At 45.5% G+C, this 13,951-nt stretch carries 12 protein-coding genes; 6 read left to right on the forward strand and 6 right to left on the reverse strand.

From position 1 onward, the window contains the following. The first annotated feature begins 7 nt into the window (after positions 1–7). Positions 8–1,084, forward strand: coding sequence for a radical SAM protein (locus Vsou_RS09605; RefSeq protein ID WP_229709869.1), 1,077 nt, complete (start codon positions 8–10; stop codon positions 1,082–1,084). Positions 1,085–1,108: 24 nt separating this feature from the next. Here Vsou_RS09605 and Vsou_RS09610 read toward each other — a convergent pair whose 3' ends face one another. Beyond that, positions 1,109–2,218, reverse strand: coding sequence for a zinc-binding dehydrogenase (locus Vsou_RS09610; protein WP_188603650.1), 1,110 nt, complete (start codon positions 2,216–2,218; stop codon positions 1,109–1,111). 351 nt (positions 2,219–2,569) lie between these two features. On the opposite strand from Vsou_RS09610, the gene Vsou_RS09615 reads away from it, so the two are divergent. Further along, the gene (locus Vsou_RS09615) at positions 2,570–3,355 is read left to right on the forward strand and encodes an SDR family NAD(P)-dependent oxidoreductase (protein WP_188603649.1); all 786 of its coding nucleotides are present in this window, start codon (positions 2,570–2,572) and stop codon (positions 3,353–3,355) included. A 28-nt stretch (positions 3,356–3,383) separates the two neighbouring features. Here Vsou_RS09615 and tenA read toward each other — a convergent pair whose 3' ends face one another. Further along, complete coding sequence (gene tenA, locus Vsou_RS09620; protein WP_229709868.1) at positions 3,384–4,052, reverse strand: thiaminase II; 669 nt, start codon at positions 4,050–4,052, stop codon at positions 3,384–3,386. Between the two features lie 57 nt (positions 4,053–4,109). Then, a complete protein-coding gene (locus Vsou_RS09625; RefSeq protein WP_188603647.1) occupies positions 4,110–5,963 on the reverse strand; it encodes a DNA topoisomerase in 1,854 nt (617 codons plus the stop codon). A 76-nt stretch (positions 5,964–6,039) separates the two neighbouring features. Between Vsou_RS09625 and Vsou_RS09630 the strand changes: the two genes are divergently transcribed. Continuing rightward, positions 6,040–6,735: a hypothetical protein gene (locus Vsou_RS09630; protein WP_188603646.1), complete on the forward strand. Its 696-nt coding sequence runs from the start codon at positions 6,040–6,042 to the stop codon at positions 6,733–6,735. Here the strand turns inward: Vsou_RS09630 and Vsou_RS09635 are convergent. Further along, positions 6,722–8,593, reverse strand: a complete 1,872-nt coding sequence (locus Vsou_RS09635) for an ATP-dependent DNA helicase (RefSeq protein ID WP_188603645.1) — start codon at positions 8,591–8,593, stop codon at positions 6,722–6,724. The genes Vsou_RS09630 and Vsou_RS09635 overlap by 14 nt on opposite strands. A 124-nt stretch (positions 8,594–8,717) precedes the next feature. Between Vsou_RS09635 and Vsou_RS09640 the strand changes: the two genes are divergently transcribed. Together Vsou_RS09640 and Vsou_RS09645 are read left to right on the forward strand one after the other, a co-directional pair. Then, a complete protein-coding gene (locus tag Vsou_RS09640; protein ID WP_188603644.1) occupies positions 8,718–10,244 on the forward strand; it encodes an elongator complex protein 3 in 1,527 nt (508 codons plus the stop codon). A 2-nt stretch (positions 10,245–10,246) separates the two neighbouring features. Next, entirely contained in the window at positions 10,247–11,041 is a 795-nt protein-coding gene (locus Vsou_RS09645; RefSeq protein ID WP_188603643.1) for a carbon-nitrogen hydrolase family protein, read from the forward strand. Here Vsou_RS09645 and Vsou_RS09650 read toward each other — a convergent pair. Then, positions 11,038–12,267, reverse strand: a complete 1,230-nt coding sequence (locus tag Vsou_RS09650; protein ID WP_188603642.1) for an acyl-CoA dehydrogenase family protein — start codon at positions 12,265–12,267, stop codon at positions 11,038–11,040. The two genes, Vsou_RS09645 and Vsou_RS09650, sit on opposite strands and share 4 nt — an antisense overlap. A gap of 85 nt (positions 12,268–12,352) precedes the next feature. Between Vsou_RS09650 and Vsou_RS09655 the strand changes: the two genes are divergently transcribed. Beyond that, the gene (locus tag Vsou_RS09655) at positions 12,353–13,480 is read left to right on the forward strand and encodes a VIT1/CCC1 transporter family protein (protein ID WP_188603641.1); all 1,128 of its coding nucleotides are present in this window, start codon (positions 12,353–12,355) and stop codon (positions 13,478–13,480) included. Here Vsou_RS09655 and Vsou_RS09660 read toward each other — a convergent pair. Continuing rightward, entirely contained in the window at positions 13,477–13,794 is a 318-nt protein-coding gene (locus tag Vsou_RS09660; RefSeq protein WP_188603640.1) for a hypothetical protein, read from the reverse strand. The two genes, Vsou_RS09655 and Vsou_RS09660, sit on opposite strands and share 4 nt — an antisense overlap. Between the last annotated feature and the right edge of the window lie 157 nt (positions 13,795–13,951).

Consider the following 13,951-nt stretch of genomic DNA (forward strand, 5'->3'; position numbering starts at 1 on the left):
TGTTTTGTTGATTGGCGTTACATGGAAGGACAGTATTAATGAGATTGAAGGAAAGAGGAAGATAATTAGGGTTAGTGAGGATGTGCCGCAGGTAGGTGTGTTGGCCTTTGGTCTCGTTGATAGGGGCACGAATATAATTGAGGTTAGACCGACAACGCTATGCCCACTTTCCTGCATATACTGCTCAGTAAATGCAGGACCAAGGTCAACGAATAGGTGGGCTGAGTTCATTGATGATCCAGGGGCATTATTGTCGGCTTTAGAGGAGGTTATTAGGTTTAAGGATGTAAATGATGTAGAGGTTCACATTGATGGTATGGGCGAGCCTGGTGTTTATCCACACTTGGTTGAGTTAGTCCGGGGTATCAAGGCAATAAGTGGTGTTTCCAGGGTGTCCATACAGACCAGGCTGTACATGCTCAACGATGACTCACTTAGGGAATTAGCACAGGCTGGCCTGGATAGGATTAACCTAAGCGTTGACTCATTAAACCCTGAATTAGCCAAAAGAATAAGTGGTGTGCCTTGGTATGACGTTAATCGCGTCAAGGATCTGGTGACGCATGCCCTTGAATTGGGTATTAATGTCATAATATCACCGGTCTGGTTACCTGGCATTAATGATGATGACATGGTCAGCATTATTAAGTGGGCCAGGGAAGCAGGATTGGGCAAGAATGAATTACCACCTGTGCTTATTCAAAAGTACATACCACATAAGAGAGGCAGAAGGGTTAAGGTCAGGGTCATGACCTGGCAGGAATTCTGGGGGAAAATTAGGGAATTAGAGAATAAATTAGGCGTTAAATTATCGGCGACGAATGATGGGTTAAATATACATAGGGCTCCTAAATTACCAATACCATACGATGTTGATGATGAGGTTAAGGTTAGAATAATTAGTAGGGGAATAATTAAGGGTGAGTTCCTGGGGGTCATATTACCATTAAGAAATTCAGTGATATACGATAGGGTCATTACGGTAATAGCTGAACCTAACATGGAGAAGATACTCATCGGAAAACAAGTCAAGGTTAGAATCATTGAGAATAATAATAACATTTACATCGGGCGTCTTATTTAGGAGTTCATTTTCTATAAATTGTCTTCATGGCAGTTTGATGACTGCTCTACCGAGTATTTTGCCGTGGTGTAGTTCCTCAAGTGCCTCATTTGCATCCTCAAGCCTACTGTATATGTTTGTGATTATCATGTCAATATTAATTATGTTCTTGGCTATTAGGTCGAGGATTACCGGTATGTCTTGCGATGGTCTTCCCCCATAAGACCCTATTATCATCACTTCCCTTCTCACTAGGGAATTAATCTCATAGGGTGCCTCAGCACCAGCCTTAGACAAACCAACCATGACTGCTCTACCACCCGCCCTAACTGACTTAATCGCCTGTATCTGCGTTGCCGGTAATCCAATGGCCTCAACGGCTACATCCGCACCTCTACCATTCGTTATCTTCATAATTTCATCAACTGGGTTAACCCTACTTGAATTAATTATGAATTCTGCACCGAGTTTCTGTGCGAACTCAAGTTTCTCATCCTTAATGTCTATGGCGATTACGCGCGCATTGAATACCTTACTCGCTATCTGTACTATGTTTGTCCCAACACCACCAATTCCATAAACCGCCACAAACTCGTCAGGCATTAACCCAGCATTCCTACATGCGCCATAAGCAGTCATAACAGCACAGCCTACTGGTGCTAATTTCCATAATTTATCATACAAAGATTGAGGCGCCTTAAATACATCAGTCGCCGGAACAACCGTATACTCAGCCCAACCACCCAGTAAATACGTATATATTGGAGCCCCATCACGGGTCCTAAACCTCGTGTTGCCATCAAAGTAAACACCTCTTCTAAGGGTTGAGTGGAATTTCTCGCATAATTCCTCACGTCCACGCCTACAGTAATAGCACTCACCGCAGGGTACTATGAAGGATGTAACTACGGCGTCACCCTTTGACAACCCCTCCACGTCTGGACCTACCTCTTCAATTATGCCAGAAACCTCATGACCAAGCACGGCGGGCAATGGGAAAGGTATCTCTCCCAAGGCGACATGTAGATCGGAATGACAAACGCCAGAACCAACAACCCTAATAAGAACCTCCCTTCTTCGAGGGCTTGGACGGGGTATATCCTCAACATCCATAACCCACGGAAAACCAATCCTCCTAAGAACCACGGCCTTCATTAACGTAATCAATAAAACATTTATTTTTAAACTATATACCTCAAAGGAGGAAAAGCTATACTTATAAACTTGGAATTAATTAATTAATCTTGGACTTTTAAACCATATATTGTTGGTGAAATCCGTAATTATCGATGACATGCTAATGTCATATCAGCGATCAAAATAATTTAGTTATAAAGAAACAATGCACTGGTGCAGGTTCAAATTATTCCTAGGAGTTAGCGTATAAATAGTGTGTATTCATTTTACATGTGGCGCATATTTATGTATTACTATATTGATTATATATTTATAAGTTAAGCTAATCTAAGTAACACTTAATTTACCATCTGCTTGTGCTTGTTTGATATGGTTGGGAGGGTTGTTGTTGTCTCGGGCTCTGGTCGTGGTATTGGAAGGGCTATTGCTGTTAGGTTGGCTAGGGATGGCTTTCGTGTTGTTGTTAATTATAAGAGGCATGATGAGGAGGGTGAGGAGACCATGAAATTAATTAAGGGTGTTGGTGGCGTGGCTATCATGGTTAAGGCTGACGTGGCTACGGCTGATGGCGCAAAGGCCGTGGTCGATGAGGCAGTGAAGCAGTGGGGTTCCGTGGATGTTGTTGTTAATAACACTGGTTTGGGCATAATGAGGCCCTTCGTGGATATTGATGAGGGTTTGTGGGACAAGATAATAAACACGAATCTTAAGTCAGCCTACCTACTGAGTAAGTTTGCCGTGCCTTACATGGTTAGGAATAATTGGGGTAGGGTCATAAACATGAGCTCAATAGAAGGCATAATGGGCGCGGCCTACAATGTACCCTACGCGACTGCTAAGGCGGCCTTGATAGGATTCACGAAGGCCCTAGCTGCTGAATTAACGCCTTACGGTATAACCGTCAATGCGATAGCCCCCGGTCTAGTAAGAACCAAGATGGGTATGAGCCTTTTAGAGGTGCTTAATGTCAAAGAGGAGGAGTGGGCGAAATCTGGGACTTTGACTGGTCGGATAATAGAGCCCGAGGAAGTTGCGGACTTAGTGGCATTCCTAGTGAGCGATTCTGCAAGGAATATAACGGGGCAAGTCTTCGTGATAGATGCCGGTTCAACGATATTACCAGCAGCTAGGCACTTGGCGAACATGCCCAAGTGAAAGGTTAATGGGTAGGTTCGTTTTAAAACTATATGGCCCATTGTTCCATCCTGTATGCCATGTCCCAGAACATGAATTCATAGATGCTCGCCTGCCTGAATATACTGGTTAATCTACTGATATCGTGCATTAGGTGGTCACTGGTATCATCGATTATCCTCCTCAGGTCCATAACTATTCCCTCATATTCAGGGCTTAGGTATACCGATGCCCAATCTCTGTAGATGCCCACTGGATTATTGGCTAACTCCTTCTCGTGGTACCTGGCTATTTCCAGATACGTCCAATAACATGGTAGTATAGCCACCAGGCCCTCGTAAGGACCACCCAGAGCACACGTGGTTAATAGGAAGTTCATGTACGCAGTACTTGTGGGGGCCGGCCTTGCCCTAATAACGTCATTGAGACTTAGCCCTAGTGTATTGAGTAGTTTATTATAGTTCTCGAGCTCCGTTGATACATCGGCCAGCGCTAGCTCAAGGATTCTCCTGATGACTGTTGGTTCCTCGAGTTTAGACGCTATCATCGCCTGGCATCTTGTCAGTGTTACTAGGTAGTTGTAGTCCTGGATTACGTAGAACCTGAACTTCTCGGGCGGTAATGAGCCCCTGAATAATTCCACAACGAATGGGTGCTTAAGGATTCTTTCCCAAATATCATTAGAGGAATCCCTGAGGATCTCCGTTATTTTACCCATTAATACCCAGAACATATCTGTGGTGCTTAAAATATTGTGTTTCACTTCTGCGATCTATTAATTACTCGCCTTCCTATTCCTGCCACCCTTGCTTAGTGACTCCTTCAGCGCCTTCACAAGCTCCATAGCCACCTCACTCTGTTTACTCGAAAATTTCTCATAAATCTTCCTGGCCTCACTCTTAAACGTGAACAGAACATCACCAGGTCTTAGGGAACCCCTTGTTATTTCCATTAGCGCCTTCTCCATCCTAGATCTAAACCATGGATCAATGAGCTCACCGCCGGTCTTACTGAGCACACTTATCACCGCCTTACCCAGCGGCGTTGGTATACACTGTTTATTCCTAACCCTGAAGTATCCTCGGATTATATTGGTGTGTATGTGGTCTTGCATTGTAGCATCAGTTCCTATACCATACCTCCTCATCAATCTAAGTAACTCCGACTCAGACAAGTATGGTGGTGGTTCGGTCTCCCTCTCCTCAACCCAAGCTTTTTCAATCCTCAACTCCTCACCAACCCTTAGCCTAGGTAATACCCTCTCACTGGGACTCTCGAATGGGTAAATCACCAAGTAACCCCTCTCAATAATCCTCAGTCCATCCGCATTAAATCTATGACCAGCGACCTCAACGACAACCTTTTGTCTCTCCACACGGGCCGGTGGGCTCAGGGTGGCTAGGAAGTGCCTAACCACTAAATCGTATATCCTCCAATACCTCTCGTTCTTAAAATACCTAAGCAATTCCCGCCTCCCTACGCCCTTCGTTGGGTATATTGGCGGGTGTGCGCCATCATTACTATCACCACGCGTCGGCCTGATTGGTGAGTTAAGTAATTCCTTAACATAGTCACTGTGCTCGCCGTGACTAAGACTAAGTAATATCTGCTTAAGGTTCAGGGTTTGTGGATAAATCGTAGTCTCTGTTCTTGGGTACGAGATGTACCCATGCCTATACAATTCCTCGGCTATGTCTAGCGCCGCCTTGGGCCTAATATTCAGGAATTTGCTTGCCCTCCTCTCGAGTTCGATTGTATCAAGCGGTATTGGCGGACTTAATGCTTCCTCCTGATAATTGGCAATCACGACCTTAGCACTACCGGCACTCTTCACAACATCCAGGATCTTCTCCGCATCCTGCCTTGCCTTGAACGTACCATCATGGTTAAGGGTTATTTTATTGCCATTAGCGTCAACAATTATGTGGAGCGTATAGTACTTCTCGGGCTTGAAGTTCTCCCTCTCAAGAGCCCTCCGCACCACTAAGTTGAGTACTGGTGTCTGGCACGGACCGTAACTAAGGAAACTACCTCTTGATAATATCTTCCTATCCGACCTCTCAACACTCAGTGTTAACGCTCTGGTAAAAACGGCACCCAACGTTAAGTCAAGCATCATTCTAGTGAAGACCCTTCTTGCAAGACCTGGGCTTAGGTTCGTCAGTGAGTCAAAGGCCTTTATTATCTCGTCCCTAGTCACTGCCGAAAACAATACTCTCCTGAATACTGCCTTGGGATTCACATTAGATACGACAATCATGACCTCGTAGGCTATGGCCTCGCCCTCTGGATCGGCATCCAACGCCAGGTAAATGGTCTTAGCCCTTGCACCTAGGTATGCCAATGCCTTCACATAGTTAGTATTGTCCTCCCGAATAACCAGTATGGGCTCCACATCAAATAGCTTAGACGGCTCAACCAAGTGCCATTTATTTAGTTCCTCGGAGAAGTCTAGGTTCATTATATGACCCCTAAGCCCGACACTGACCCATTGTTGGCTATCCCTTGTGAACCAGTAGGTTTTAATGCCATAGGTTCTCTTGACATCTACATTGCCCTGGCTCAGATACATAGCAATTGCCTTAGCCACTGAGTCCTTCTCCGCAACAACCAAAGACTCAATAACCATAGTCTACACCAAATAGGCACTTCGAAACATTTATTAACTTATTAATTAAAGGCTAGGTAATTAAACGGTGTTATAAATGAGCGAGAAGAAGCCAGAGGAGAAACAAGCAAGGAGACCACCATATCAGCAACCATACCCTGTCTATCCACCCCCACCGCCTCCACCACAAATGCCACCACCTCCACCACCGCAGTATAGGCCACCTCCACCACCGCAATACTCACAGACATATCAAGCACCACCACAATTACCACCAAGGCAAGCACCAGTTAGCAGACCTACAGTTAGTCAACCCAAGATAGAAGACTTGGCACCCAGTGTGAGCAAGCTCGTGCTTTACCTAGGTGTTCCACTTGCGTTAATAGCCATCGTATTCATAATAACCGTAGTAGCCATACTCCCAACAACAAGCGATGCCTATGTTCCATACTCCTCAATCGCATTTATGGCAGCCCTAATAGCCATAGCAGGTGCCCTAATTGTGAGCTTCATAGCAATGTACCAAATAGCCATGGGCCTAGACAAAAGATTCGAATCAATAATGAGGACACTAAGGCAACAAACCACAACCTCGCAGGTAACAATGACTGCACCAACACAGACACCGCAATACACACCGCAGTATCAACCACCACAGGAAAGGTTCTTTGCACCACCACCGAGGCCAGCCCAGGTAAAGCCCCAACAGCAGCCACCACCAGTAACAACCCAAGAGAGCAATGAAGAGCAGGACACAACGCAAGGAAGCAATGAGGAAATTACTGAGGAGTAGAATGCATTATTTTATTTATTAGTTCTTCGTCATCGACAATGACGTACTTACCAAAGTAATCCTCAAAGATCTTGGCTAGCCTATTTTCCCGAAATCTGCGGTCCATGAGGATCACCAAGGCCCTATCGTTTTCCGACCTAAAGGCCCTACCAACCGCCTGCTTAATCCTAACAATGGCGGGCCACTGGTAAGTTAGTTCCCAAGCCAGGCTTCTATCATTAAGCCTGGCCGCAAGTATTTCCATAACGCTATCTAGGTAATCATTGGGCTCTGGGTATGGAATACCAACAATTATTATGAGCCCGAGTAGGTTTTCCGTACCGAGCCTGTATTCAACACCTTCAACAAGTTTGCCGCCAGCTACGGCCATTATTAACCTCCTGCGGTCATTCCTTAATTCCCTTATTAGGTCATCAATGGACGTATTACCCAATTCCATTATGTATTTAACACCTGGACTTAGGTACTTCCTAACGGCCTTAAGTACAACGTATGATGGAAATATGGATAGTATTGCTTTGTCAAGCGTGAAGGCTTGATAAATCCTACTTAGCACATTGGCTATCTTGGCGTACTCCTCCTCATCCCTCTCCGCATATCTCGTGGTTACTCCATCATATACAAAAACACCATAATTCTCGGGTCTAATATAATTCCTGAAGCCAATCCTATGCTCAAGAACACTCCTGTTAATGCCCAACATGCCCACCACATAATCCCTAGGAGGCAATGTACCACTCATTAAGATAACCCCATTGGCATTATTAAGTACAGGACTGCCTATTATCGAAGGATCAATGCATTTGTAAACCAGGGAAAAGCCCTGCTCATCCCTCGTAAGAAACATGCCAAAGCCACTCACCTTATTAAGTATGGCCTTATGAAAGTCTAATATGCGAGACAACGGTGTGTATGGTATTGGAACCCCAACACTTCTTTTTTTCTTTATTATTTCATAGTAGGCCTCGCTAATTGCCTGGAAGTCCTCAAAGAATTGAAGAACATCACCGAGCTCTAGAGATACCATGTTCTCCTCCTCGAGGACCTTACCCAACTTAACCATGTATGATTGAAGACTCCTCAATATCCTCAGCGTCCTATTTCTCAATTCCTCATCATCGATGAACCTCTTGACTTCGGCCATAGAGGATGTTATTGACGTTAATGCCAAGTTAACCGTGTTTAAGCTACTTATGGCATCAGGTAGGTTGTGTGCCTCATCAATTATTAACACAGAATTCTTAATATCAATATTCACGGTCTCGGGTTTACTAATACTAAATACGTAGTAATAGGTCATGATCCCAACCCTAGCCCTCTCCAGGTAATCCTTAGACACTTCATATGGGCAGACACCTGATGAACAAAGTGATGATACGTACTCATTAATATTACCTGCCTTGTCAACTACGTAGGTCATCACATTATCAATATTAATCCTCCTCATGCCGGTATAATAGGGACACTCATCACTGGACCTGAGCAGTCTGCATTCTTCGAGGAACTCCTCATAGGGAAGCCTACGCGTACTAACCATACAGCACATGTCTGGTCTATTCCTAATCACTGCGTAACCAACGTCAACACCCCTATCCCTCAACCTACGTAATTCCCTAATTGGGGCTTGAGCCTCATTCTTAGTCCTCACAAGGAATAGAGCTCTGGTACCACTCTCCTCAGAGTAGGCCAGTGAGGCTGCCAATGCGCTGGCGGTCTTGCCGACCCCCGTTGGCGCCTCAATCAACGCGACCCTACCACTCGACAATGCATCATATATAGTCTTCGCTATCTCCCACTGGTATTTCCTGAATGTATCGTATGGGAAATACCTCCTGATCAATGATTCAATGCCGGACACCTTGGAATACCAATAAATAGAATTAATACTTGATTTAAAAACCTATGATGTGGATTACATCACATGACTATTGACAATGCCGCAAAAGTGTTTAAAGCCATTAAAACCATTGATAACTCAGGCAATGAAGAGCATTAACACAGCCCTCAATAGGTTAAAGCCCACGAGGACCATATCAGGGGTAGTCCCAGTGGCCATAATGGTTGGGCCCGTGGCATGCCCATTCAACTGCACATACTGTCCCGGCGGGAAAAAGACGAATACACCAAAGAGCTACCTTCCGGATTCGCCGGTTGTCCTCAGGGCAACTCCGTTAAATTACGACCCATATAAACAAGTCATAGCCAGGATAAGGCAGTACGAAGCTCTCCATCACCCAGTATCGAAGGTCGAGTTAATAATCATGGGGGGTACCGTGACCTCACTACCCGAGGACTATCTGGAGTGGTTTATTGGTAATGCCCTCAGGGCAATCAATGATTACCCCTTCATGGGCACAGGCTCAACTGATAATCCAAGTATTGAAATGGAACATAGGCGTAATGAGAGGGCGAGGGTTAGGGTTGTGGCCCTTGAACTAGAGACAAGACCTGATTTTGCTAAGCCGAGACACATAGATTTAATGCTCAGGTTAGGCTTCACGAGGGTTGAGATTGGGGTTCAGTCGATATATGATGATGTATTAAGAGCAGTTAGGAGGGGCCACGGTGTTAAGGAGACGATTGAAGCAACGCAGTACCTGAAGGATGCAGCTTACAAGGTCTGCTACCACATAATGCCCGGCCTCCCAGGCTCAACGCCAGATAGGGACCTCGAGATGATTAAGACGGTATTCAACGACCCAAGCTTCATGCCCGATTGCGTTAAGGTTTACCCAACCTTCGTTGTCAAGGACACCGAGCTATACGAGGAGTGGTTGAAGGGGCTATACAGGAGTTATGATGAGGAGACCTGGCATTGGTTATTGGCTAACATCATGGCGTCAATCCCCAGATGGGTCAGGGTTATGAGGTTTGGCAGAGACATACCACTTCACTGGGTTGTTGATGGACCAAAAATAGGTAACATGAGGGAGGTAGTGCTTAGGGACATGGAGAAACTAGGCCTTAGTTGCATGGAGATTAGGTGCCGTGAGGTTGGTCATAAGTACGTAAAGAGGGGCCTTGTACCAACGCCGAGGAGACTAATGATTAATAGGGTTGATTACGATGCCTCCGGAGGTCACGAGGTTTTCCTGGAGGTTATTGATGAAGATGACACGCTCTACGGAATACTAAGGCTCAGAATACCAAGCAATAATGCACACAGGTCTGAGATTAAGATCGGTAGGGCGGCCTTAATCAGGGAGTTACATGTTTACGGCCCTGAACTACCGGTTGGTAGCAAGGCAACTGACCTATTCTGGTGGCAGCACCGTGGCATTGGCAGGGCATTAATGGCAAGTGCTGAGCACATAGCCCTTGATGAGTTCAACGCCTATAGGATGTTTGTGATATCCGGCGTTGGCGTTAGGGAGTACTATAGGATGCTTGGTTATAGGAAGTACTCAGGTAGTTTCTACATGTTTAAGGACCTTAGGAAATCCATATTAAATGATGTGGACTTAAATTCTGAGGTTATTCAAGGCGGTGAGGAATTAATAACGGGTTGACTATGAGCGAGTTAAGAGTAACAATTGCACAGATAAGGAGGTTTGGTAATTACCGTGATGGCGTGACTTGGCTAAATAGTAACGCTAGGGAATTATCCACAGATTTGATAATACTGCCAGAAAATTGGGTTGGAATCAAGGTGTTGAGTGAGGATGAGTTTAATGACTACATAGGGCTACTTAAGGACTTGGCAAGGGGCATTAATGCCTTGATCATTGGTGGGGCTGCCTATGTCAATACCGATGGTAAAAACACGAGTATATGCCCAATGGTCAATGGGAGGGGACTCATTAATTACTCAGAGAAGATATACCCATCAAAAGCCACTGGTGAAAGAATGGAAATAAGCGCCGGCAGGAGACTGGGCATTGTGGAGCTTGGCAATTGGCGGATCGGCTGCATAATATGTGTTGACGCGGTATATCCAGAATTGGTAAGGCGCATAGCCATGCATGGCGCCGACTTAATCACAAACCCCAGTAGCATAAGTGCAGATAGGGCGCAGTTATGGAGAAGCCTAGGGCTTATTAGGGCATTCGAGAACTCAACCTACTTCGCATCAGCGATGGGGACTGGGTATAGGTATCCGGATGGGCGTGATGTGCTTGGCGGTGGCTTCGTGGCATCGCCCAATGGTGAACTTACATTAAGTATTGAACTAGGAGCTGAGGGATTGTTCACAACAGTACTTAACCGCTACGAACTTGAATACGCAAGGGCAAGGAGGGGGTATATTAATGATTTGAGAGATAGTTCGTTAATTAATAGTATTGTGTTAGAAATCGTACGTGCCTAGGTTATTGACTTCGCAATATCTTGGCTTATAACACCCTTCTTCGTTAGGGTCCTTAAGAGCTGCCTAAAGGCAACTACCCTCTGGATATTGTTTGCACCTTCATAAATCTCCGTTATCTTAACATCCCTAAGGAACCTCTCGATACCAGTCTCATGAATAACACCAACACCACCGTGAATATCGATTGCCTTAGAAACTATCTTCTCAGCAACCTCAGTGGTGTAGAACTTCGCCAGGCTAGCCACGTACTTAAACTCCTCCTTACCCTGGTCAGCCAGGTAGGCGGCCAAGTACACCAGGTACCTAGCCGTCATTAACTCAGCCATCATCTCAGTAAGCGTGAATTGAATGGCCTCAAAGCTGGCCAGGTACTGACCAAAGGCTGTCCTTTGAAAGGAGTATTGGAAGGCCCTCTCAAAGGCTGCCTGCGCCATACCAAGCCCTTGAGCAGCAACGCTAACTCGCGTCCTATCATAGGTCTCCATGGCTATTATGAACCCCATGCCAACCTCACCAACCCTGTTTTCATCAGGAACCTCAACGTCATCAAAAATAACCTCCATGGCATGGCTGCCCCTTAAACCCCTCTTCTCGAACTTAGTGCCGATCTTGAGGCCCTGTGCACCCTTCTCAACCACGAAGGCCGTTATGCCAAACCAACGTCTATTTGGTTGTGGTTCACTGGTTCTCGCGAAGACCACCATATAGTCAGCAATGTCTGCATTACTAATGAAGATCTTCCTACCATTAATAACCCACCTGTCGCCCTTCTTAACAGCCCTGGTCTGTATACCTGCAGCATCACTTCCACAGCATGGCTCTGTCATGGCATGAGCACCAAAAGCTTCACCCCTGGCTATCGGCGGTATGTACTTCCTCCTCAACTCCTCACTTCCAAATAGTAATATGGGTATTGAAAATAATTCATTGGTGCCACGTATAACAGCTAAGGGCGGTGCTACCCTACTTAACTCCTCCATTACGATAACTGCAGATATCGTATCACCACCTTGACCGCCATAATTCTCCTCAATGCCAATTCCCCACAACCCCTGCTCCCCAAGTTTCCTTAGTACTTCCCTGGGGACCTCATCCTTATCATCAAACTCAAGCGCATGCGGCGCCACCTCCCTCTCAAGAAACTCCCTAACACTTTTTCTCAGCATTTCATGCTCCTGCTTAAACATTAATTGGTAGTCCTGTAAACTATCCAATGGAAAAACCATCGTACCAAACTATCCTTGGGTCTTTATAAATTATCCCAAAATATAAACTTAATAACTTCAGGTGAAGAATGATGCCTGATGCCCAATGGAACTGAGGCTTAGTAGGGATGATATAATTAATAATTATAAGGATGAGATGACGGATGCTGAGATCTACGCCGCGCTTGCAAGAATTGAGAAAGACAAGGAATTAAAGAATGAATTATTAAGGCTCTCTCAATATGAAATAGAACATGCAGAGTTCTGGAAACAAGTGGCCAATGAGGCAGGCATTGACGTTAGTGGCATTAAACATTCAAGATTCGCAGTACTATTCTCAACATTTATCAGGAGAGTACTTGGGCTAGGTTTTCTTGTTAAGTTAAGGGAGAGTTCAGAGGTAGATGCAATCAGGAAGTATGGAAACCTCATTAGGAATAAAGCACTTGGGCCGTACACTGATAGGCTTAGGGAGATACTTCTCGACGAGGTATCGCACGAGGAGGTCTTTAAGGAGGAGGCATCGAGGTTTGAGGCATTTATTGATAATATTAGGGACGCCATGTATGGAATGAGCGACGGACTAGTGGAAGTATTAGCTGCAGTGGCTGGCCTGGCGCCCGTCGTTGCCAACCCCATGCTTATAACACTAGCCGGCCTAATAGTTGGTACGGCAGGCACATTATCAATGGCCGTGGGCGCCTACATGTCAACAAAGGCCCAGAGGGACATTAGGGAAACCATGCTCTCAAAGATAGACATAGAACTCGAGAACCTTGACATAGAGGATAGAACCAGGAGGGTTAAGGATGCCCTAAATAAAATGGGCATTGGCGAAAAAACAGCCAGTGAAATAGCCCCTAGCTTATCAACAGACGTGGACATAAGCAAAAGAATAACGGAAGTAAGCGAAGTGGGTCTATCCAAGGAGGCGCTCGAGAACCCTGGAAAATCAGCCCTGTACACAGGCATATTCTACCTAATAGGCGCACTACTCGTCATTGTACCATTCCCATTACTCGGCCATGTAATTGGAAACGTGGGATCACTATACATATCGATAGTGCTCGTGGCCCTGGCACAAGCCATAAGTGGCCTGTTAACGGCAATATCAGGTAGTGGCCGCATAGTCCATACAATGGCCATGAACATAGCACTATCCCTAGGCGCAGCCGCAGCCACATACACAATAGGTACAGTGGCCCATCAACTACTGCATATTGCCATAACCTAACCTGGCGTACACGAGCCCCTAAAGACCCTACCTAACTCATCCCTAAAGCACCAAATGCCATTACCAGCATCGATAATGACCACTCTCAACTCCGTCAGAGCCTTATCACTAAGGATTACGTAATCCACGGATTCGGAAACCACTGGCGTTAACCCAATTATTGGCGTGTCCCTATCATTGACTAACACCTTAACATCAATATTTTCCTTAAGACGATATATTGGAGCAATACCCGACGCAGTACGTACCGCGTAAACCTCAACATTACCACCCGAGAGACCCAACCCAAGTCTTTGGGCAACATTCACGGGCATTAATATGTCCGGACCCAGGCCTCAAACCCCCGTATTGGCTAGGGCGCAGGTAACTAATTCATTGCTTCCCTTCCTTAACATTATCCTTAACCAAGTGGTCATTCCTTCTCAATCCCCTGACATACTCATCATATGTCCCTAAATAAGCAATATACCT

The organism is Vulcanisaeta souniana JCM 11219, assembly GCF_026000775.1.
Lineage (GTDB): Archaea > Thermoproteota > Thermoprotei > Thermoproteales > Thermocladiaceae > Vulcanisaeta > Vulcanisaeta souniana.

Excerpts from the sequence above, each read along its gene's own strand:
- Vsou_RS09610 (WP_188603650.1), bottom strand. The coding sequence starts at position 2,218 with ATGAAGGCCGTGGTTCTTAGGAGGATTGGTTTTCCGTGGGTTATGGAT.
- Vsou_RS09615 (WP_188603649.1), top strand. The coding sequence starts at position 2,570 with ATGGTTGGGAGGGTTGTTGTTGTCTCGGGCTCTGGTCGTGGTATTGGA.
- tenA (WP_229709868.1), bottom strand. The coding sequence starts at position 4,052 with ATGGGTAAAATAACGGAGATCCTCAGGGATTCCTCTAATGATATTTGG.
- Vsou_RS09625 (WP_188603647.1), bottom strand. The coding sequence starts at position 5,963 with ATGGTTATTGAGTCTTTGGTTGTTGCGGAGAAGGACTCAGTGGCTAAG.
- Vsou_RS09630 (WP_188603646.1), top strand. The coding sequence starts at position 6,040 with ATGAGCGAGAAGAAGCCAGAGGAGAAACAAGCAAGGAGACCACCATAT.
- Vsou_RS09640 (WP_188603644.1), top strand. The coding sequence starts at position 8,718 with ATGAAGAGCATTAACACAGCCCTCAATAGGTTAAAGCCCACGAGGACC.
- Vsou_RS09645 (WP_188603643.1), top strand. The coding sequence starts at position 10,247 with ATGAGCGAGTTAAGAGTAACAATTGCACAGATAAGGAGGTTTGGTAAT.
- Vsou_RS09650 (WP_188603642.1), bottom strand. The coding sequence starts at position 12,267 with ATGGTTTTTCCATTGGATAGTTTACAGGACTACCAATTAATGTTTAAG.
- Vsou_RS09655 (WP_188603641.1), top strand. The coding sequence starts at position 12,353 with ATGGAACTGAGGCTTAGTAGGGATGATATAATTAATAATTATAAGGAT.
- Vsou_RS09660 (WP_188603640.1), bottom strand. The coding sequence starts at position 13,794 with ATGCCCGTGAATGTTGCCCAAAGACTTGGGTTGGGTCTCTCGGGTGGT.